15 protein-coding genes are annotated in these 20,970 nt (G+C 59.8%); all 15 read left to right on the top strand.

From position 1 onward, the window contains the following. The first annotated feature begins 58 nt into the window (after window positions 1-58). Window positions 59-1,822 carry a type VI secretion system-associated FHA domain protein TagH gene (gene tagH, locus AB3N39_RS12125; protein ID WP_133294651.1) on the top strand — a complete coding sequence of 588 codons (1,764 nt, stop codon included), beginning with the start codon at window positions 59-61 and terminating at the stop codon, window positions 1,820-1,822. Beyond that, on the top strand, window positions 1,819-2,616 hold the full coding sequence (locus tag AB3N39_RS12120; protein WP_143345242.1) for a PP2C family serine/threonine-protein phosphatase: 798 nt from the start codon (window positions 1,819-1,821) through the stop codon (window positions 2,614-2,616). Before tagH ends, AB3N39_RS12120 begins: the two co-directional genes overlap by 4 nt. A 16-nt stretch (window positions 2,617-2,632) precedes the next feature. Then, window positions 2,633-3,631, top strand: coding sequence for a hypothetical protein (locus AB3N39_RS12115; RefSeq protein WP_111964762.1), 999 nt, complete (start codon window positions 2,633-2,635; stop codon window positions 3,629-3,631). 9 nt (window positions 3,632-3,640) lie between these two features. Continuing rightward, the gene (locus AB3N39_RS12110) at window positions 3,641-4,453 is read left to right on the top strand and encodes a type VI secretion system accessory protein TagJ (RefSeq protein ID WP_136195751.1); all 813 of its coding nucleotides are present in this window, start codon (window positions 3,641-3,643) and stop codon (window positions 4,451-4,453) included. Further along, window positions 4,446-5,009: a type VI secretion system baseplate subunit TssE gene (tssE, locus tag AB3N39_RS12105; protein WP_111964760.1), complete on the top strand. Its 564-nt coding sequence runs from the start codon at window positions 4,446-4,448 to the stop codon at window positions 5,007-5,009. The genes AB3N39_RS12110 and tssE overlap by 8 nt, the downstream gene beginning before the upstream one ends. A 2-nt stretch (window positions 5,010-5,011) precedes the next feature. Next, complete coding sequence (gene tssF / locus AB3N39_RS12100) at window positions 5,012-6,883, top strand: type VI secretion system baseplate subunit TssF (protein WP_136195750.1); 1,872 nt, start codon at window positions 5,012-5,014, stop codon at window positions 6,881-6,883. Next, window positions 6,880-7,923 (top strand): type VI secretion system baseplate subunit TssG, encoded by a 1,044-nt coding sequence (gene tssG, locus AB3N39_RS12095; RefSeq protein ID WP_133294648.1) that lies wholly within the window; start codon window positions 6,880-6,882, stop codon window positions 7,921-7,923. Before tssF ends, tssG begins: the two co-directional genes overlap by 4 nt. 38 nt (window positions 7,924-7,961) lie before the next feature. Continuing rightward, window positions 7,962-10,577, top strand: a complete 2,616-nt coding sequence (gene tssH, locus AB3N39_RS12090) for a type VI secretion system ATPase TssH (RefSeq protein ID WP_133294647.1) — start codon at window positions 7,962-7,964, stop codon at window positions 10,575-10,577. Between the two features lie 24 nt (window positions 10,578-10,601). After that, a complete protein-coding gene (locus AB3N39_RS12085; protein ID WP_133294646.1) occupies window positions 10,602-12,020 on the top strand; it encodes a serine/threonine-protein kinase in 1,419 nt (472 codons plus the stop codon). A 65-nt stretch (window positions 12,021-12,085) separates the two neighbouring features. After that, complete coding sequence (locus AB3N39_RS12080; RefSeq protein WP_367896756.1) at window positions 12,086-14,008, top strand: type VI secretion system Vgr family protein; 1,923 nt, start codon at window positions 12,086-12,088, stop codon at window positions 14,006-14,008. Beyond that, on the top strand, window positions 14,001-14,498 hold the full coding sequence (locus tag AB3N39_RS12075; protein ID WP_252093101.1) for a hypothetical protein: 498 nt from the start codon (window positions 14,001-14,003) through the stop codon (window positions 14,496-14,498). Before AB3N39_RS12080 ends, AB3N39_RS12075 begins: the two co-directional genes overlap by 8 nt. Window positions 14,499-14,573: 75 nt before the next feature. After that, a complete protein-coding gene (locus AB3N39_RS12070) occupies window positions 14,574-15,128 on the top strand; it encodes a hypothetical protein (protein ID WP_232057347.1) in 555 nt (184 codons plus the stop codon). 3 nt (window positions 15,129-15,131) lie between these two features. After that, complete coding sequence (locus AB3N39_RS12065; RefSeq protein ID WP_136195742.1) at window positions 15,132-16,025, top strand: hypothetical protein; 894 nt, start codon at window positions 15,132-15,134, stop codon at window positions 16,023-16,025. 75 nt (window positions 16,026-16,100) lie between these two features. Further along, a complete protein-coding gene (locus AB3N39_RS12060; protein ID WP_111964743.1) occupies window positions 16,101-16,541 on the top strand; it encodes a DcrB-related protein in 441 nt (146 codons plus the stop codon). Window positions 16,542-16,544: 3 nt separating this feature from the next. Then, window positions 16,545-20,969: an RHS repeat-associated core domain-containing protein gene (locus AB3N39_RS12055; RefSeq protein ID WP_367896755.1), complete on the top strand. Its 4,425-nt coding sequence runs from the start codon at window positions 16,545-16,547 to the stop codon at window positions 20,967-20,969. Window position 20,970 lies beyond the last annotated feature (1 nt).

The raw sequence follows: 20,970 nt of genomic DNA, 5'->3' as shown, positions 1-20,970 counted from the left end.
CGTTCTCGCCCCGAGAGCGGCAGCGTTTGAGCGCTAATCATACCAGCAGGAATACGCCATGCGATTCACGATTATTTCTACAAAACCCGGTCATCAGCCGCCGCAAAGCAGCTGTGATTTTTACGCCCCGGGCGGCACCATTGGGCGCGGTACGGATAACAATCTGGTGTTGCCGGACAATGACCGCACCATCTCTCGTCTGCAGGCCATTGTTCACGTTGACGCCCAGGGCGAATGCCGCGTGACCAACCGTGGCAGCGTCACCCGCGTGGTATTAAATGACATTCCGCTGGAGCGAGGGCGTCAGGTTGAGCTGCAGGATGGCGACATTCTCGGTATTGATGACTACCGTATCGAAGTCACCGAACTGATCCACGATACGCAGCCAGTGAGCCGTATGGCCGCCAGCATGCATCAGCAGGCGCGTCCGGCAGCCGCGTCCGCGCCCGCTCCGCAACCGAAGCCGGCGAGCACCGCACCGCGCGGGAAGGCCGAGCCGACCGCCGTGCCAACGGAAATCTGGGATAGCCTGATGCAGGAGTTCTCCATCTCCGACAGCATCTCCAGCAACCGTACAAAACCGCAGCCAGCTGCATCGCACGATCCATTCTCCCAGCCAGCGGCCCCGGAGCGTAACGCTGAAGATCCGCTGGCGATGTTCAACGACAGCGATCCAAGGCTTGAGCGTAAGAACGTTGACCCGGACACGCTGTTCAGCGACGAAGCGTTGTTCAAAAAAGAGAGTATTTTTGACGACGTCACCCCGTCAACGCTGGTGCCGCCGGGCGAGACGAGCCCCGTTAAGCCAGAAGACGAGGCGACGGATGAGCTCGATCCGCTGGCCCTGTTTGGCGGCAAGGCCAGCGCGCCAGCCGCGCGTAATGACGACCCGCTCGGGCTGATGGGCGGCGCGCCGTTAACCCATCCGGATGACATAGTCGACGAAAAGCCTGCGCCAGTGCCGGAGCCTGAGCAGGAAGAGGACGTGCTGGCCGATTCTCCGCTGTTCGCCCCTGAGCCGCAGGAAGAACCGCGCGCGGAAGAAGAGCCCGCGCGACCGGATTACGCAGGCTTCACCATGCCTACGCCGCAGGCCGTTGCGCGCAGCAGCGCCCAGGCCCCTAAGGGCCGTCTTCGCATCGACCCGGTCAATAACGCCGCCGCCCCAGCCGCCACGGCAAACAGCGGTGAGAAGGGCGAAGTGCTGCAGGGCGAGCTTCTGGAGGCGCTGCTGGAAGGCATGGGCCTGAGCGAAATGCAGCCCGTTCCGCAGTTTGACCGTGAAAATATGCGTCAGCTCGGGCAAATCCTCGGTATGTTCTCTCAGGGAACGGTGGCGCTGCTTTCCTCGCGCTCCATCCTCAAGCGCGGCGTAAAAGCCGATATGACCATGGTGCTGGACGATGCCAACAACCCGTTCAAGCTGTTGCCGACCGGCAAAACCGTGCTGATCCAGATGTTCGGCACCCCGATGCCGGGCTTTATGCCGCCGACCAAATCCGTGCGCGACGCGCTGATCGATCTGCAGGCGCACCAGCTGGGTATGATCTCCGGCATCCGCGCCATCATTGCCGCGATGCTGCAGTCCTTTAACCCGGAGCAGCTGGAAGAGCAGGCGAAGCAGAACGGCATGACCTCACGTCTGGCGCTGCCGGGCAGCCGCAAAGCCGCCCTGTGGGACTATTTTGTTCGCAGCTATGGCGAGACGGCGGGCGAGATTGAGGATGACTTCCACACCCTGTTCGGCGAGGCCTTCCTTCATGCGTACGACATGGAGGTGAATCAGTACAAAGACTCACAGAGCGGATCGGAAGACAAATGAATATCGCAACGGCTTCTCTCTCCCGCCAGGGGACGCGCGCCAGCAACCAGGATCAGACGGGAGAAACCATAGGGGAACGTTCAGCCTGCTTTGTCGTCTGCGACGGCATCGCGGGCCTGCCGGGCGGTGAGGTAGCTGCAGAGCTGGCACGCAACAGCATTATCTCCCGCTTCGATGGCGACAAACATCTTAATGCGCAGCACATCCGCGACTACGTGCAGACGGCGAACCGCACCATCCTCAGCAAGCAGCAGGCCGTTCAGGACTATCGCCGGATGGGCACGACGCTGGTCAGTCTGTTCATTGACCGTGATTACGGCCTGGCCTACTGGGCGCATGCCGGAGACAGCCGCCTGTACCTGTTCCGCCGGGGATGGCTGTGGCATGTGACCACCGACCACAGCCTGGTGCAGCAGATGAAAGATGCCGGACACCAGACCGACAACCTGAACAGCAACCTGCTCTATCTGGCGCTCGGGATTGAAAACGGCGGGCCAGAAGCGAGCTACAGCGACGTGGTGCAGGTTGAAGACGGCGATGCATTCTTACTCTGCACCGACGGGTTCTGGCACGGCGTCAGCGAAGAGCAAATGAAGCAGTCGCTGCATATGGTCAATACGCCGCAGGAGTGGCTGACCTTAATGAACCAAATCATTCAAAAGAATGGTGAACAGGAAGGGAATGCTCAGGATAACTATACTGCCCTGGCGGTATGGATGGGCAACCCTCAGGACACCACTTTGCTGCACACCCTCTCTGACGCAGCACAATTTCTTCCCTGCGGAACTGATTAGACACACAAGGAACGATATGAAACTTTGGCTATCGGGTTTGGCACTTCTGGCGGTCACCTCCACCGCGCAGGCTGAGAATTTCCGCATCGTGCAGTCTCCTGCACAGAAGCTGGATATCTGGATCGACAACATTAAAGACAACACGCCGCAAAGCTGGTGTAAGCCTGAGGTGGCGCTGCGCATTGTGGCGAACGGCAAGAAAGACGTCTCCGTGCTGGAGAACTTTGTACCGCGTCTTGGCTCACTGCTGGAGCACCAGTGCAGCAAAGTGAATAAACTCAGCTGGACGCTCAACGATCCGGCAGGTACCACGCTGGCGCAGGGCACCGCAGGCAAAGCGCAGGACTGGGCGCTGGTGGTGAAACAGGAGCAGGCCACGCCTGCCGCAACCGTCACCGCTGCCACAGCCAGCGGCACGTTAATGCCGCCAGATCAAAATGTGGCTTCCCGCACCGTTCCCGCCGACCGTACGCCGTGGCAGGAGTTTACGCTTCAGGACGGCTGCCACCTGCGCACCTTCTGGGAAGGGGGCGCCTCTGCTCCGGCGCTCTTTATTCCGGATTCTGACACCACCCGCTGCGGCAACGGCAGCTGGCTGAGCGGACACACCGTAGTTTCGCAGTCCCGCAACGGCGGACAGAAAGAGATGGCGGTGACGTACATCCACGGTTTCCCGGTGACCGGCCTAAATCAAAGCGCCGACCCGGAAAACGCGCTGATCACCTCCGTCAACAAAGAGCGCATGGTATTCAGCACCCCAAACAGCGACCAGAGCTGGATGATCCTGCCTTACGATAACAGCCTGAACAGCTGGAAGAGCAACGGCACCGTAGCGGTGGAGATTTCCCGTGAAATCGCCAGCGATGACGCAAAACTGCAGGCGCGTATCGCGGCGGTGAAAAAAACGTGGAGCGCCTGGGTCGCACCGGGTACTCCGCTGAATATCGTTCTGATTGACACCCTGCGTCCTCAGCTGCGCGATCCGGCCGTCGGCGCATGGCGCGCGGCGAATTAAGGAATGGCTATGAATACGCTTTATCAACACCTGGCGGGCGAGTCGCTCAACGATGCGCTGGCGCGTCTGGAAGCTGAAATCAAAGCCCGTCCGGCGGATGCCGACCTTCGCGCTGCGTTTGTGCAGTTTTTAACCCTCAGCGGCAACTGGACGCGGGCTCTTACCCAGCTGAAAAGCTGGCTGGCGCTGAAGCCTCAGGCGAAACCTACCGTCACGCTGCTGGAGCAGTCCATTCAGGGCGAGCAGCAGCGCGCGCAAGTGATGGCGGGACAGGCGCGTCCGGCCATGCCTGAAACCCAGTGGCCGTGGCTGACTACTCTTGCCGCGGCGCTGAGCGAGGACGGCGAGCGCGCGCATGCGCTGCGTCTTGAAGCCCTTGAACAGGCGCAGGCCACTGCGGGTCACATCACCCTCGAAAACGAGGAGACGCAGGCTTTTGACTGGCTGATGGACGGCGATGCCCGTCTCGGCCCGGTCTGCGAAACCATAGTGAACGGCCGCTATTTCTGGCTGCCGTTTAACGCTATCGCGGAGATCCGTTTCCAGGCGCCTGCCAGCGTCACCGATCTGGTCTGGCGTCACGCGCTGGTGCGCCTGACCGACGGTACGGAGCAGGTGTGTCAGATCCCGGCGCGTTATCCTTTTGCTGCCGATGCCGCTGATGCGGTCAAATTAGGCCGCACCACCGAATGGCAGGCGCTCGACGAAGACGGTACCCTTTACGAAGGCAGGGGCCAGAAAGCCTGGCTGAGCGAGCAAAGCGAAAGCCCGCTGCTGTCCTTGAGCCTCGTGACGTTTGCGACGGATGGAGCCGATGAGTAATCCCGCTGGCGAAGGCGATCTGCTGCGCAGCGGCTGGCAAGCCCGCAGCAAGCAGGAGAAGGTGGGGGCGCGCGACAAAATGCAGCCCTCGCTGCTCGATCGCCTCACCGATGACGACCCGGAAAAAAAGCGCGAGTCGGCCAACAGCAATCTGATCACCCACGCCGCCCTGCGCCGCAACGTCCTGCGCGATCTGCAGTGGCTGTTTAACACCATCAACCACGATGCCTCCGGCGATTTGAGCGCCTTGCCGCACGTGAACCGCTCGGTGGTCAACTTCGGCGTCGCGCCGCTGGCCGGGAAAAGAATGTCGGACATCGAATGGCACGATATTCAGCGCAAGCTCACCGAGGCCATCATTAATTTTGAGCCGCGCATTTTGCCGCAGGGGCTGCAGGTTCGCTGCGTGTCGGATACCTCCTCGCTGGATCTGCACAACGTGCTCTCCATCGAGATCAAAGGGCGTTTATGGTGCGTGCCGTACCCGCTGGAGTTTCTGTTTCGTACCGATGTCGATCTGGAAAACGGCCATTTTGAACTGAAGGATGCGGGGTAATCATGGAAAGTAAACTGCTCGAATATTACAACCGCGAGCTGGCCTATCTGCGCGAAATGGGGGCCGAGTTTGCCGAACGCTACCCTAAAGTCGCCGGACGGCTGGGCATGCGCGGCATCGAAGTGGCGGACCCGTATACCGAACGTCTGATGGAGGGCTTCGCCTTCCTGACTTCCCGCGTGCAGATGAAAATGGACGCGGAGTTTCCGCGCTTCTCCCAGCGTCTGCTGGAGATGATCGCGCCTAACTATCTCGCGCCCACGCCGTCGATGGCGATTGCGGAGATTGAGCCCGACAGCAGCCGGGGCGACCTGAGCAAAGGCTTTATTGTCCCGCGTGGCACCATGATGGACAGCCTGGCGCTGAAAAAAACCGGCGTGACCTGCAGCTATACCACGGCGCACGAGGTCAACCTGCTGCCGCTGAAAATCGATAAGGTTGAACTGGGCGGCGTCCCCGCCGATCTGCCGCTGGCGCAGCTGGGACTGAGCCAGCGGGGGATCGGCAGCGCCCTGCGGATCCGCATTGCCTGCGACGGCCCGCAAAACCTCGGGCACCTGGATTTCGACCGCCTGGAATTTTTCCTCGGCGGTCCGGACATTGAAGCGCTGAAGCTGCTGGAGCTGGTGATGGAGCACCACGCCGGGATCGTCTGTCAGACGGTCAGTCCGCAGCCGCAGCGACAGCTGCTGGCGTCAGATGCGCTGCGCCAGGAGGGCTTTGAGCCTGACCAGGCGCTGCTGCCGGACGATCTGCGCAACTTTGACGGCTATCGCCTGCTGCAGGAGTACTTTGCGTTTCCGGCCCGCTTCCGCTTCATCAGCCTGAGCGGTCTGAGCACGCTGATCCAGCGCTGTGAAGGCGAAAAAGCCTTCGACATCTTCATTCTGCTGGATAAGTCAGATGAACAGCTGGAGCGCGTGGTCGATGCCAGCCATCTGGCGCTGCACTGTACGCCGGTCATCAACCTGTTTCCCAAGGTCGCGGCGCGTCAGAAGCTGAATGACGGCCAGCATGAATACCATCTGGTGGTCGATAACATTCGTCCGCTGGATTATGAAATTTACACGGTCAAAAAAATTTATGGCAGCGCGGACGGCCAGCGCGATGACCAGACGTTTCGTCCATTCTGGAGCACCTGGAGCGGCGATGCGGGCAACTACGGGGCCTATTTTTCGCTGCGACGCGAGCAGCGCGTGCTGTCCGAGCACGCCCTGCGCTACGGCACCCGTACCGGCTATATCGGCTCGGAGGTGTTTGTTTCACTGGTGGATGAACAGCATGCCCCTTGGCAGGAGAACCTGCGCTATATCTCTGCCGAGGTGCTCTGCACCAGCCGCGACCTGCCGCTGATGCTGCAGCAGGAACTCGGGCAGTTCATTGTGGCGGACTCCATGCCGGTGAAATCCCTCACCCTGCGTAAAGGGCCGACGCCGCCGCGTCCGGCGCTGGCGGAAGGGTTCAGCACCTGGCGGCTTATCAGCCAGCTGCAGATGAACTACCTCAGCCTGATGGACAGCGAAAACGAAGAGGGGGCGGCCGCGCTGCGCCAGCTGTTAGGGCTTTATGCCAACCTGGCCGAAACGCCCGTTGCGCGTCAGGTGGAGGGGGTGCGCCACTGCGTGCTGGAGCCGGTTCACCGCCGCGTGCCTGAACCCGGCCCGGTCGTGTTCGCCCGCGGGATCGGCATTACCCTGACGGTGGATGAGCGAGCCTTTTCCGGGGCCAGCCCGTGGCTCTTCGGTAGCGTGATGGAGCGCCTCTTTGCCCGCCTGGTGTCTATCAACAGCTTTACGGAGTTCACCCTGAAAAGTCAGCAGCGCGGCGAGATTGGCTACTGGGCGCCGCGCATGGGTAAAAGGGCGCTGATATGAGTGACGCTGCCACTGCACCGCTGCGCGTGCATCGCCTGACCAGGCTGCCGGACGCGTTCTGGCACGGCGTCCGTGAGACGCCCTGGCGCTACGATCTGTTTCAGCTGTTAAGGCGCATTGATGCCCAGAGCGGCGAGCGCTACCCGCTGGGACGCGCGCCGCTGCCGAAATTTGAACCGCTGCGCATCGGCCAGCAGCCGTCGATGAGCTTTGCGCCGTCGACGCTGGCCCACGTACGTCAGCGGGAAGAGAGCGGGCTGCACGAGGTGTCTATCCTCAGCTTCGGCCTGTTTGGCCCGAACGGCCCGCTCCCGGTCCATATGACCGAGTACGCCCGCGAGCGTATTTATCATCATCAGGACACCAGCCTCAGCGCGTTTGCCGATCTGTTCCATCACCGTCTTGCGCTGCTGTTTTACCGCGCCTGGGCGGATGCGCAGCCTACCGTCTCCCTGGATCGTGCTGATAACAAGCGCTTTGAGGGCTATCTGGCGTCGCTGATTGGCATGGGCCAGCCGGGGCAGATGAACAAAGGCAGCCTGAGCTCGCACGCGCGCTTTACCCACGCCGGGCACCTGACCCGCCACGGGCGGGATCCCGAGGGGCTGGAGAAGATCCTGCGCAGCTATTTTAAGGCGCCGGTCAAACTGGTTAGCAACGTGCCGCAGTGGATGCCCCTCTCCACGCGCGAGCAGGCGCAGCTGGGAGCAGGACGCCGCATGCCGCGCATGGGTGAATCGGCCTTTCTCGGCGTCGCCGTCCGCGACGTGCAGCACAAGTTTCGCATCGAAATTGGCCCGCTGAGCGCGGAGGAGTACAACCGCTTTCTGCCGGGTGAAGCGTGGGTGACCGAGCTGCGCGACTGGGTGCGTCAGTACGCCGGGGTGGAGTTTGAATGGGAAACGCGGGTGATCCTGCGCGAAGACGCGGTGCAGGGCACCACGCTCGGCAGCAATGGGCGATTAGGCTATAACACCTGGCTGGGCCTTCAGCCGCAGCCTGTCCCGCGCGGCGATCTGGTGTATCGCGCAGAGCGGTAATCCTTCCGTATACCGAACCATTGTTAATGGAAACTAACATGTCAGAAATTAGCCGTGCCGTGCTTTTCGGCAAACTGGATACGCTGTTATTTACCTCTCTGGAAAGCGCCACTGCGTTCTGCAAGCTGCGCGGTAACCCGTACGTTGAGCTGGTGCACTGGCTGCATCAGCTGATGCAGCAGCAGGATGGCGATCTGCAGCAGGTCATCCGCCACTTTGCCCTCGACGAACAGCAGCTGACGCGCGATATCGTGGCCGCGCTGGATGTCCTTCCGCGTGGCGCCAGTTCAGTTTCCGATCTCTCCGAGCATATCGACAGCGCCGTGGAGCGCGCCTGGGTCTTCGGCTCGCTGAAGTTTGGCGTCAGCCGCATTCGCGGCGGCCATTTGCTGATCGGCATGCTGAAAACCTGGAACCTGGCCAACGTGCTGAAAAGCATTTCGGCGCAATTTACCCGCCTTAACGTCGAGGTGCTGATTGAGCAGTTCGATACCATCTGCGCCAACAGCAAAGAGACGCAGCAGGCCGCTGCCGCCGTCGACGCACCGGCGGGTGCGGTACCGGCTGCACAGGGGACGCTGGCCCAGTATGGCCAGGACCTGACCGCCCGCGCCCGGGAAGGGAAGATTGACCCGGTTGTCGGGCGCGACGAGGAGATCCGCCAGATGGTGGATATCCTGATGCGTCGCCGTCAGAACAACCCGCTGCTGACCGGGGAAGCAGGGGTCGGCAAAACCGCCGTTGTTGAAGGGCTGGCGCTGCGCATCGCCGACGGCGACGTCCCGGAGCCGCTGCAAAATATTCAGCTGTGGCTGCTGGATATCGGCATGCTGCAGGCGGGCGCAGGCATGAAAGGCGAGTTTGAAGCCCGTCTGCAGGCGCTCATTAACGAAGTCCAGTCCAGCGCCACGCCGATTATTCTGTTTATCGATGAGATACACACCCTGATTGGCGCAGGCGGCCAGCAGGGGACCGGCGATGCGGCGAACCTGCTGAAGCCAGCCCTGGCTCGCGGCCAGCTGCGCACCATCGGCGCAACTACCTGGGCAGAATATAAAAAGTACATTGAGAAAGATCCGGCGCTGACCCGTCGTTTCCAGACGGTGCAGGTGCACGAGCCGGATGAAGCGAAAGCTATTCTGATGCTGCGCAGCACCGTGTCGCCGCTGGAGACGCACCATCAGGTCCTGCTGCTCGACGAGGCGGTCAGTGCGGCGGTGAAGCTGTCGCATCGCTACATTCCGGCGCGTCAGCTGCCGGACAAAGCCGTGGCCCTGCTCGACACCGCCTGCGCCCGCGTCGCGGTCAGCCAGAGCGCGCCACCTGGGCAGCTCGAAGACTGCCTGCGCCACCTTGCCGCGCTGGACGTGGAAATTGAGATTGCTGAACGCGAAGCGCGCGTGGGGGCCGGCGACGCCGAGCGCGTGACGACGTTACGCGCAGAACGCGACGCGTATGAAACAAAACGCGAAGCCCTGGCCCTGCGCTGGGAAGAAGAACGCAGCCTGGTGCAGGAAATTATTCGCCTGCGCGCGGCGCTGTTCGCGGCGGGTGATGAAGATAGCGCCGATCTGCGCAGCCAGCTGGCGGAGCAGCAGCAGGCGCTGAACGCCCTTCAGGGCGATGAACCGCTGCTGTTTGCGGCTGTAGATGAAAACGTGGTCGCCGCGGTGGTCTCCGACTGGACCGGGATCCCGCTGGGCCGGATGGTGAAAAACGAGATCGACGCGGTGCTTAACCTGGCAGACACGCTCAACCAGCGCGTTATCGGCCAGCGTCACGGTCTGGATCTCATTGCCCGCCGCGTGAAAACCTCGCGGGCGAAGCTGGACGATCCCAACAAGCCGGTGGGCGTTTTTATGCTCTGCGGACCGTCCGGGGTCGGTAAAACTGAAACCGCGCTTGCGCTCGCCGAATCCCTTTACGGCGGCGAGCAGAACGTCATCACCATCAACATGAGTGAGTTTCAGGAAGCGCACACCGTTTCCACCTTAAAAGGTGCGCCTCCGGGGTACGTAGGGTATGGTGAAGGCGGCGTGTTAACCGAGGCCGTGCGCCGCCGTCCTTACAGCGTGGTGCTGCTGGACGAAATTGAAAAAGCGCACCCGGACGTCCACGAGATCTTTTTCCAGGTGTTTGATAAAGGCTGGATGGAAGACGGCGAGGGACGCCACATCGATTTCCGCAATACCATTATTATTCTGACGTCCAACGTCGGCACCGAGCTGATTAGCGCCATGTGCGCCGATCCGGACCTGATGCCGGAGCCTGAGGCGTTAAGCGGCGCGCTGCGCCAGCCGCTGCTGGAGGTCTTCCCTCCGGCGCTGCTGGGCCGCCTGCTGGTAGTGCCTTACTACCCGCTCAGCGACGAGATGCTGGGGCAGATTGTTCGCCTGCAGCTCAAGCGCATTCAGCGTCGTCTGGAAGAGAATCACAGCATAATTTCTGAGTTTGACGACAGCGTGGTGGAACAGATCGTTCAGCGCTGTACCGAGGTGGAGTCCGGGGGACGCATGGTGGACGCTATTCTGACCAACACTCTGCTGCCTCAGATGAGCCAGATCTTACTTACCGCCAGCCGCAGCGACGAGCAGTACCGACGTCTGCACGTCACCTGCGAGCAGGGCGAGTTTCACTGTCAGTTTGCCGCGTAATAATCATCAAGAGAACTGTAAAAGATGACGGATAATGATAACAATCGGACTGTCCCAAACGCGCTCCCGGTCGGGTACCGCTTCAACGAGTTTGAAATCAAAGAGGTGATCGGCGGCGGGGGTTTTGGCATCGTCTATCGCGCGTGGGATCACCAGCTCGAACGCACTATCGCTATCAAAGAATTTATGCCTTCCTCGCTCGCCGTGCGCGGCGACGACATGACCCTGGTGCTGCGCAGCGAGCGTTTTGGCAAAGCGTTTTCCGCAGGCCTGAACAGCTTCATTCAGGAAGCCCGTCTGCTGGCGCGCTTTAACCACCCGAACCTGCTGCACGTCCTGCGCTTCTGGGTGCAAAACGACACGGCCTACATGGGGACGCTGTTTTACAGCGGCACCACGCTTTCGCGCCTGCGCGAACAAAAGCCGGAGCTGATTAACGAAGCCTGGATCCGCCGCACGCTGCCGATGCTGTTTGGCGCGATCAAGACTATCCACAACGAAGGCTACCTGCACCGCGACATCTCTCTGGATAACATTCAGATCCAGGATAACGGCCTGCCGGTGCTGCTTGATTTCGGCTCCGCGCGCCGCACCATCGGTAATCTCTCCGACGAAACGGAAACCATGCTGCGCCCGGGCTTTGCGCCGATTGAACAGTACACCGACGACAACGAAAGCGAGCAGGGCCCGTGGACGGATATTTACGCCCTCGGCGCCGTGCTGCGAACCCTGATTGTGGGTTCTCCGCCGCCGGTCAGCGTGGTGCGCTCTATTCAGGATACCTGCAAACCGCTGGTGGAAATCATGCCGCAGGGCTATTCCATTCCGCTGCTGCAGGCCATTGACCGTGCGCTGGCGCTGCACATGGAGGATCGTCCGCAGTCAATCGACGAGTTCGCCGCGCTGATAGAGATGCCGGTCGCCGGGATCAACGACGTGCTGACGGCGAAAAAGCCCGGCACGATGCTGGTTCCGGTTGAAGACGAGAAACCGGCTTCGCTGCTCGACTGGCGCCGCTACAAGATCCCGGGCATGGTTGCCGCAGGCGTGCTGGTAGGGGTTATCGCCGGGGCGATGCTGTTCAGCGGCGGTAACGATGCCCCTGAGCAGGCTGCACAGACACCGGGCGAGACGCGTCCAACCGAAACCGTCGCAAACGCGCCAGACGTGAAGCCGGAAACGGCGAAGGTGAGCGAGCAGGCGACGGCACAGCAGACGCCACCGCCTGTCGAGAGCCCGATTGCGTTGGTCTATATCCGCATCCTTGATGGCGAAACGCTGAAAGTGAACGGCGAGCAAAAAGCGCTCCGTCCAGCGACCAACGGTTATGCGTCGCTCAAGCTGCCGGCCGGTGAGGTGAAGATTGAACTGCAGGGCAACGGAAGAACGCGTGGCCAGACGCTGGATATCACCAGGCCGGGCACCTGGCTGGTGAATCCGTAGAATTACGCTCAGTCACAGATGCGAACCTCTTTTCTGAATCGCATAAGCTAGATGGAATAAAGATTATGCTCAACCGAATTACCGTTCAGCTCCCGGTGGAGGGGCTTCTGTTCTGGAAACTGACGGGCCGCGAGGCGATGTCCGAGTCGTTCGCGCTGACGCTGACCGTGCTCGGCACGGACGCGCGCATCGACCGCAGCAAGCTGCTGGGCCAGCCGGTCACGGTGGCTATCCCGACGCAGAACCTGCTGACGTCCCGCTATGTTAACGGCAAAATTACCCGCGTGGCGGTCAGCGCCGTTGAGCTGACGGGCACCCGCTATGCGGTGTACCAGCTGACGGTGGAGCCGGACCTGTGGCCGATGAAGCGCGACCGTAACCTGCGTATTTTCCAGGGCCAGACGGTGCCGCAGATTGTGAAAACCCTGCTGGGTGAGCATCAGGTTAACGTTGAGGATAAACTCACCGGCAGCTACCGGGTGTGGGACTACTGCGTGCAGTATCAGGAGTCGAGCCTGGACTTCATCAGCCGCCTGATGGAGCTGGAGGGGATTGCCTATCACTTCCGCCATGAGGCGGACAAACACACCCTGGTGCTGACCGATGCCGCCACGCAGCATCAGCCGTTCAGCGGCTATGAGGTTATTCCTTACCACCAGACGCCGTCAGGCGGCAGTACGGATGAAGAGGGCATCAGCCAGTGGGCGCTGGAGGACAGCGTGACGCCGGGGATTTACAGCCTCGACGACTATGACTTCCGCAAGCCGAACGCGTGGCTGTTCCAGGCCCAGCAGAACCCGGCATCGCCGAAGCCGGGCAGCATCGACGTGTACGACTGGCCGGGGCGCTTTGTGGACAAAGGGCACGGGGAGTTCTATGCCCGCATTCGTCAGGAGCGCTGGCAGGTGGAGCATCAGCAGATTCAGGCCACCGCCACGGCGGCGGGGATTGCGCCAGGGCACACCTTCACGTTAACCAACGCGCCGTTCTTCAGCGACAACGGTGAGTATCTGGTCACGGCGGCGGGCTATCACTTTGAAGAGAACCGTTACGCCAGCGGCGAGGGGGAGACCATTCACCGCACCGATTTCACGGTGATCCCGTCGGCGGTGGTGTACCGTCCGGCGCAGACCACGGCGTGGCCGCGCACCTACGGCCCGCAGACCGCAAAAGTGGTGGGGCCGAACGGCGAGAGCATCTGGACGGACAAATACGGCCGCGTAAAGGTGAAGTTCCACTGGGACCGCCTGGCGAAGGGCGATGACACCAGCTCCTGCTGGGTGCGCGTGTCGAGCGCGTGGGCGGGCCAGGGCTACGGCGGGGTGCAGATCCCGCGCGTCGGCGATGAGGTGGTGGTGGACTTTATCAACGGCGACCCGGACCGGCCGATTATTACCGGTCGCGTGTACAACGACGCGAGCATGCCGCCGTGGGCGCTGCCTGCCGCGGCGACGCAGATGGGTTTTATGAGCCGCACGAAAGACGGTTCCGTGGACAACGCCAACGCCCTGCGCTTTGAGGATAAAGCGGGTGCAGAGCAGGTGTGGATCCAGGCCGAGCGTAACATGGACACCAGCATTAAAAATGATGAAACGCACAGCGTCGGCGGCGAGCGCAGCCATTACGTGAAGAAAAATGAACTGCATCGCGTGGAAGCGAATCAGACTCAGGCCGTGAAAGGTGGCACCGAGATCCTGACGGGGAAAGGCAAGCTGGATGCGGCGGTGGAGCAGTACGTCATTGCTTCCGGGACGAAGCTGCGGCTGGTCTCCGGTGAGAGTGCCATTGAGCTGAATGCTAACGGCAAGATTAACCTGATCGGTAAAGAATTTAACTTCTTCGTGGAAGGGGATGGGTATATCACCACTGGCGGTAAGCTGCATCTGAATACCTCTGGTACAAAACCGGGCACCACGGCACCGGGATCGGGGCATAAAGGGGATATTGATGCGGCGGTGCAGGCGAAATTTACGGCCAAAGATGAGTAAAGCAGGTGCGGTGCTTATCGCGTTACTAACGACGGGAATGGCTGGAGGTGATGCACAGAAAAAGGATCTTTGGATGTTTATTTCCGGGATGAGTGCATCGCTTAAGACGTTATCCGTTACAACCCTTAGTAACGCGCCGTTATCGTTTAAGATGACCAGGCAAAATGAATATATCAATTTCTACAATGCCGACGATATCAAACTCGTTGATGGAACGAACATAACCGCAATTGGGTTACGTTTAAGCAAACAAAACGACGGCATGGCGCCTTTACTGAATTTTTCACCTTCCTCAGGTCAATGCATAACGCTTGATACCGTTAAAAAGCGCTATCCGCAGCTGAGGTTAACTGATTATCCGCGCGGCCGTTCGGAGAACGAAGTGACCAGCTATACAGCCCGAAAAGATATGAATGGACAAAAAGTGAGCTTCAGCTTCACCGTGAAAAATCCTCACTGTCTGGGTTCAGTCGTCATTAGCGCCGACTAAGAAATACTGCACTCATGTCCTGACGGTTTCTTCAGGGTGATAATGGCCATACACATTTAATAAATGACGATTAACGTGAAAAAACATACGCCAATATTTCTTTGTTCGGTCCTGATGTTTAGCTGTCCTGGCAGCAATGTGGTTTTCGCTCAAGGTAAGCCATCCATTCTGACTAAACAGGATTTTTCAGTACAGATCAAAGACCTGCCTGTCGCCTTGGGCGACAGATGGACGCCTGATATTGCCCGTAAAATTGGCGTGCCGGTGGAAGGCAGTTTTACCGGTGAGGTTCCTTTTGATGGAGTCCAATATAAATTCTTTCAGCATCAAAACGCTGGAGTAGAGATATTCACTTCCAATCTCTGGTGGGATAAAGCTGAACGAAGCGTTGATGATTATATCGTGTCGCAGATTACGCTGACTGCCGAAGAATTCGCAACGCCGCGTGGTGTCCATGTGGGTTCAACGAGAAAGGAACTGAACAGCGCATACGGTACCGGTCAGGTCGACAATGATGCGGGGGAGCAGTGGATTACCTACGAATTGGATAAAGAATTGCTCTCTTTTGAGATAAAAGGCGGCAACGTTATAAAAATAACGATGAATTACAAAAATGATTCTCAAGAATAATTTATGACCAAAAAATATCTGGCAGTCGTATTGTTCACGGCTTTATTGACAGGCGTCGTTGAAACGTCATCGGCACTTGAATTATCGCAATATAATAAGCTCGATACGGTAGGTCGCATCCTTAACGACAGTGAAGTGACAGACAATCTCAGGACGCTGCTGGGAAATCACTACCAAACCTTTATTGATAACTTTGACGTCTTCGGCGAACCGCATACCACCACAGGTGGAGGATTGTTTGTTGAAGGCTGGCTAAAAGATCTTTATCTGGAGAACGCGTCAGCGCTGGTTATCAATCCTGACGGCAAAATCTTTGCGGCCTGGGTGGTTCCGGAGTCGGACGTAATCCATTACCAATCCTCTGATAATAGCCCGGGTATTAATGTTGATATCCAGCAATGGGCCGCCAGGTTCAATACGATGCAGTTTGCAACGAACAGCCAGTCGAGACCTGCGTTTGACGGGGTTTGGGCAGGCGGCGCAGGCGGACGGGCTGTTCTGGAAATAAAGGGGAGTGAAATGGAATGGCGTCTGGTAACGCCTCCTCAAAAAGGAAATGATTATGCTCCACAGCGCTATACGTTACGTAAAGCCGCTTCGGTTCATCACGCTGAAACCAGAAAACTGGATACCGAAAAGTTCGCTATTTCTCTGAAAAACAGGTGCGGTCATTTTGAGAGCGAATGTGACGAGATGCTCTATCTCGGCGTGCGAAAAAGCGATAACAGTACGATCTCCTTAAAGGGAAAAACGTTGCACGACTCCGCAGGTAAAATAATCGGCTCAACGTACAAGAATGGCGAGGTCGCTTATACCGTGACGTACGCCCCCGTGAATCTGGTTGTCAGCAAAGGCAACCATATTTTAGTCGAGCAGTCAGGCCAGTGGCTTAAATAACTATACAGCCAGCCAAAAGGCCAGCATGGATTGGCCTTCTTGTTTCTCTCAATATCAATCATCCCGAGTTCACTTATGAAATACACCCTCCAGGAAGGTTCGTTTTCCCTTTTTCCTGCTGCCTGGCAGGATAACAGCATGAACATTATTCGCGATGACGAAAGCGGGCTGTCCGTGGTGGTCAGCCGCGGCGTGATCCCCGATGGCAGCGACTATGAACAAGAGTTCCACCGCCAGTGGGATGTACTGCGTCCTCAGATGGGTGAGATCGCCCAGAGCGAATTTAGGAACGTAAAGGCCGGGCCTGACGGCAACATTAACGGGCTGGAAGTTGAGACCACGTTTGACCGTAACGGGCAGCGCCTGTGGCAAAAACAGCTGGCCGTGCAGACGCCGGGCAAACCGGTATTGATGATTTTTACCCTCTCGGCACTCAGAGCCTTTACCGAAGAGGACGAGGTGCGCTGGAGCGCGCTTAAGCAGAGTCTGACGCTAAACGACAACCGGAATGTGTAAGGCATGAGCGATAACAACGCGGCCCGTAAGGGCGACGAGATTATTCACTCCAGCATTTTTGCTGACATCACCAGCATTGTGGCGGAAGGTGCCGCCTATGCGGTGATCGGCGCGGCGGTAGGCGCAGCAGCAACCGTAGCGGCGCCATTGCTGGGGGCCGGGGCAGCAGCTGCAGGCGTGGCGGCGATTGGCTCCAGCTGTCTGTTAAGCGGCATTATCGGTGGCGTGCTGGCGAACGTCGCGGGGATCACCGACGATATCAGCAACGCCGCTGAGGGGTTAGGTAATGCGCTTTTCCCGCCGTCGCCTGCGGGTAAAATCACGACCGGTTCCAGTAACGTTCTCACCAACGCAATCCCCGCCGCACGCGCGGCAGGCACGCTGACGCCCGCAGATACTCCTTCACCTGAGCCGCAGTCGCCGGGCAGCTTTGCCGATTACGCGGGCATGCTGCTTTCCGCCGCCGGACAGTTTGGCAGCGAAATGTGGCAGCCGAGCGTGGCCTCTGCCGCTGCCGGAACCTCCCCGCTGGAAGAAGACAAGGTGGCGTGCGAAAAGCACTCCGGGCCGCAGTATCTGGCGGAAGGTTCTAAAAGCGTCTTCATCAACGGGCAGCCCGCGGTGCGTGCGAAAGATCGCACCACCTGCGAAGGTACCGTGTCCGACGATGTTTCCCCGAACGTAATCATCGGCGGGGACACGCTCACGGTTCGCGATATCAAAAGCGGTAAAACGCCGGGTCTGGCGCTGGGGATGATTGCGCTCTCCCTGCTGCGCGGGCGTCCGGGCAAGATCCTGAAAAACATGCCCTGCGCGCTGGCGGCGGCCGGCGGCGGGATGCTGGCGGATATGGCGGTCAACGCCGTGTTTGGCTCCTCGCACCCGGTCCACGCCGCCACCGGCGTGAAGGTGCTGAACGACGACGATGAGCTCGACTTCTCGCTGCCGGGGCGCTTTCCGCTTCGCTGGCAGCGCAGCTACAACAGCCTGACCACCCGCGAAGGGCTGTTTGGTCTGGGCTGGGCAACCACTTTTGACAGCTACCTGGCGCTGGAAGAAGACAACGCGACCTGGTTCGACGAAACCGGGCGCGAGCTGAGCTTCGAGCTGCCGCCGGTCGACCGGGCATTTTACAGCATCAGCGAAGGCATTATTATCCGCCGCAACGAGAGCGGCGACGTGGCGATTGCCGACGATGACGGCGCGGTGTGGCGTCTGTATAAACCAACCCGGGCGAACCCCTCCATCCTGCGTCTGGCCTCCCTCAGCGACGAATACGGCAACGCGCTGCTGACGGAGTGGGACGAGCACGGCAGGCTGACTGGTATTCATGACGAGCCGCGGGCAATCGACGTCACCCTGCGCTATGAAGATGAACGTTTCCCGCAGCGCGTGACCGCAGCCAGCCATTTCGACGGCAACCAGACCTGGCCGCTGATGCAGTGGGGCTACGACGCGCGCGGCCAGCTGGCGAGCGCGACGGATGCCTCAGGCGTGGTGACGCGTGAATACCGCTACAACGACCACGGCCTGATGGTCTGGCACCGGATGCCGGGCGGTCTGGAGAGCGAATACCGGTGGCAAAAATTCGACCACTGGCGCGTGGTGGAAAACCGTACCAGCACCGGCGACGGGTGCCGCTTTAGCTACGATTTAGCCGCCGGGCTGACGACCGTCGAGCACTACGATGGTCAGACGCGCCGTCACTACTGGAACGCGCAGAATCTTATTGTCCGCTACGTTGACGAGCGCGGTGAAAACTGGCGCTACGAGTGGGACGAAAACGAGCTTCTCACGCGTCGCATCGATCCGCTCGGCAACGCCGTCACCTTTGTCTACGACGAGATGGGCAACCGGGTGCAGGAGACCGATGCCGACGGCAACACCCGCACCACCACCTGGCTGGAGCACCGCGCGCTTCCTGCGGCCATTATTGAAGCCGACGGCAGCGCCACCCGGTTCTGGTACGACGAACATCACGGGCTCAAGCGCGTAGTAGACCCGATGGGGCAGACGACGCAGCTGCGCCGGGACGAGTTTGGCCAGGTCGTGGAAGAGGTCGATGCCGCTGGCAACAGCCGTTACCAGGAGTACAACGAGGCCGGGCAGATTGTCCGTTCGACGGACTGTTCCGGGCGTATTACCCGCTATCGCTATCATCCGCTGGGCTGGCTGGTGGCTGAGACTGGCGCCGACGGTGAAGAGACGCGCTACCGCTACGACGCCGCAGGGCGTCCGGTGCAGCTCGATCGCCCGGAAGGCTGGATGGAATCGCTCAAATGGAACGAACGTGGCCTGCCGGTGAAGCATGCGGGTGCTGACGGGAAAGAAAGTGAGTTCAGATACGACGAGGCGGGGCGCTTAACCGCCACCCGTAATACGCAGGGTGAAGAAGTGCGACGCCGCTGGGACAGCCGCGGGCGTCTGATTGCCCTGGAAAACGAGAACGGCGAAGCGTATCAGTTCCGCTGGGGGCCAGACTCGCTGCTGCTGGAAGAGGTGGGGCTCGATGGCGTGGCCTCGCAGTATCGCTATGATGCCTGCGGGCGCACGATTGCGCGCACCTTTGCCGCCGGTCATCCGGAGGCCATCACCCACGTCTTCGCCTGGAGCGCGAGCGGCCAGCTGGTCGCCCGCACCACGCCGGAGGGGCAGACCCGCTACCATTACACGCCGTCCGGGCTATTAAGCCGGATTGGGCTGCATCCTGCACTTGCAGCCGACGCGTGGACCACCGAGGCAGAGCAGGAGCTTGCCTTTGAGTATGACGCGCTCGGTCGCGTGACGCGCGAAGCGGGCGAGCACGGCGAGCTGGCGTGGGAGTATGACACGCTGGGCAACCGCACCTCCGTCACGCTGCCCGATGGCCGCGAGCTGAAGCAGTTCTACTACGGCAGCGGGCATCTGCTCAGCATTGCGCTCAATAAGCTGTCGGTCTCTGATTTTACCCGCGACGAACTCCACCGGGAGACCAGCCGCACCCAGGGGCTGCTGACCACCCGCAGCGAATACGATCGTCTTGGCCGACTGCATCGCCGGGACGTCTTTACCGGCAATGCGCAGCGCCCGTCGCCGCGCCGCTGGTCCCGCCGCTGGGATTACGACTACCGCAATAACCTGGTGCGTGAAGAGCGGGACGATAACCCGTTCAGCTGGTACCGCTGGCAGTACGACAGCGCCGGGCGCCTGCTCGTTCAGGACGGCACGCTGCCCGGACAGGAGCAGTGGCGCTGGGATGCTGCCGGTAACCCGCTCGAAGGATCTGTTGAGAAGGTCACGCACAACCGCCTGACGCAGCTGAACGGCATTCGCTGGCGTTATGATATCCACGGCCGCACCGTGGAAAAAGATAACGGCCAGACCCGCTGGTACTACCGCTACGACGGTGAACATCGCCTGACGGAAGTCATCAGCCAGCCGCGGGATCGCAACAAGCCGCAGACGCAGGTCAGCTTCCGCTACGATCCGCTCGGGCGACGCATCAGCAAAACGCGCCGCCAGATGCTGGGCGGACAGCCAACCGGCAAGCCGGTCACCACCCGGTTTGTCTGGGAAGGGTTCCGTCTGCTGCAGGAGGTGCACGGGGATGTGCCGCTGACCTACGTCTACAGCGATCAGGACAGCTACGATCCGCTGGCGCGTATTGATGGCGTTAATGCTCCGGAGATCTTCTGGTTCCACTGCCAGCCGAACGGCACGCCGGAGCGGATGACGGATGTCGAAGGGCAGGTGCGCTGGGAAGGGGTCAACAGCGCCTGGGGCAAGCTGCTGCGGGAAAGCGAGTCGCAGGTATCAGGATATTCTCAGAACCTGCGCATGCAGGGGCAATACCTGGACCGTGAGACAGGGCTGCACTACAATCTGTTCCGGTATTACGACCCGGACTGCGGGCGGTTTACGCAGCAGGACCCGATAGGGCTGGCGGGGGGGATAAACCTTTACCAGTATGCGCCGAATGCGCTGGGGTGGGTGGATCCGTGGGGGTTAACTCCTGAAGATCTGATTCGCTACCGCCCACACGATTCTCTTTCTGCTCAAAACGGAGCTAGAAGCTCTGCTATCTCTAGGGCATGGGTACAAGAAAAAGCCTTATTGCAGGATGGTGGGGCTGGCACCAGGAATTGGACAGCGCAAGAGAGAGATTTAATATTGAAGACTCCGAACAAGAGTCTTACCTCCGTGATGTCACGGGCAGGCTATACTGGGCATCATATCAACTCGGTAGAAGGCAATGGTACACTTGGTTCTAAATGGCAAGGTGATCCGAGGAATATTGTTTTCTTGAAAAATCATAACCATCCCGACAAGTTCAATGAGCATGTCCATGGTGATCAAGGACATAGAGGGAATACTAAAAACTCGACGCGCGGACGCTTAATTGATAGAGAAAGAACACTAAAATCCAGACAACGATGTAAGCAATTATAGG

Origin of the sequence: Enterobacter vonholyi (assembly GCF_040834095.1) — a bacterium.
In the GTDB taxonomy this organism is placed as follows: Bacteria; Pseudomonadota; Gammaproteobacteria; order Enterobacterales; family Enterobacteriaceae; genus Enterobacter; species Enterobacter vonholyi.
Note: the sequence above shows the minus strand (reverse complement) of the source record. Positions and strands in the feature narration are given on the sequence as shown.

Coding starts and splice junctions, on each gene's coding strand:
- AB3N39_RS12065 (WP_136195742.1), top strand. CDS start 15,132: ATGACCAAAAAATATCTGGCAGTCGTATTGTTCACGGCTTTATTGACA.
- AB3N39_RS12080 (WP_367896756.1), top strand. CDS start 12,086: ATGCTCAACCGAATTACCGTTCAGCTCCCGGTGGAGGGGCTTCTGTTC.
- tssH (WP_133294647.1), top strand. CDS start 7,962: ATGTCAGAAATTAGCCGTGCCGTGCTTTTCGGCAAACTGGATACGCTG.
- AB3N39_RS12075 (WP_252093101.1), top strand. CDS start 14,001: ATGAGTAAAGCAGGTGCGGTGCTTATCGCGTTACTAACGACGGGAATG.
- AB3N39_RS12115 (WP_111964762.1), top strand. CDS start 2,633: ATGAAACTTTGGCTATCGGGTTTGGCACTTCTGGCGGTCACCTCCACC.
- tssG (WP_133294648.1), top strand. CDS start 6,880: ATGAGTGACGCTGCCACTGCACCGCTGCGCGTGCATCGCCTGACCAGG.
- tagH (WP_133294651.1), top strand. CDS start 59: ATGCGATTCACGATTATTTCTACAAAACCCGGTCATCAGCCGCCGCAA.
- tssE (WP_111964760.1), top strand. CDS start 4,446: ATGAGTAATCCCGCTGGCGAAGGCGATCTGCTGCGCAGCGGCTGGCAA.
- AB3N39_RS12110 (WP_136195751.1), top strand. CDS start 3,641: ATGAATACGCTTTATCAACACCTGGCGGGCGAGTCGCTCAACGATGCG.
- AB3N39_RS12120 (WP_143345242.1), top strand. CDS start 1,819: ATGAATATCGCAACGGCTTCTCTCTCCCGCCAGGGGACGCGCGCCAGC.
- AB3N39_RS12060 (WP_111964743.1), top strand. CDS start 16,101: ATGAAATACACCCTCCAGGAAGGTTCGTTTTCCCTTTTTCCTGCTGCC.
- AB3N39_RS12085 (WP_133294646.1), top strand. CDS start 10,602: ATGACGGATAATGATAACAATCGGACTGTCCCAAACGCGCTCCCGGTC.
- AB3N39_RS12055 (WP_367896755.1), top strand. CDS start 16,545: ATGAGCGATAACAACGCGGCCCGTAAGGGCGACGAGATTATTCACTCC.
- tssF (WP_136195750.1), top strand. CDS start 5,012: ATGGAAAGTAAACTGCTCGAATATTACAACCGCGAGCTGGCCTATCTG.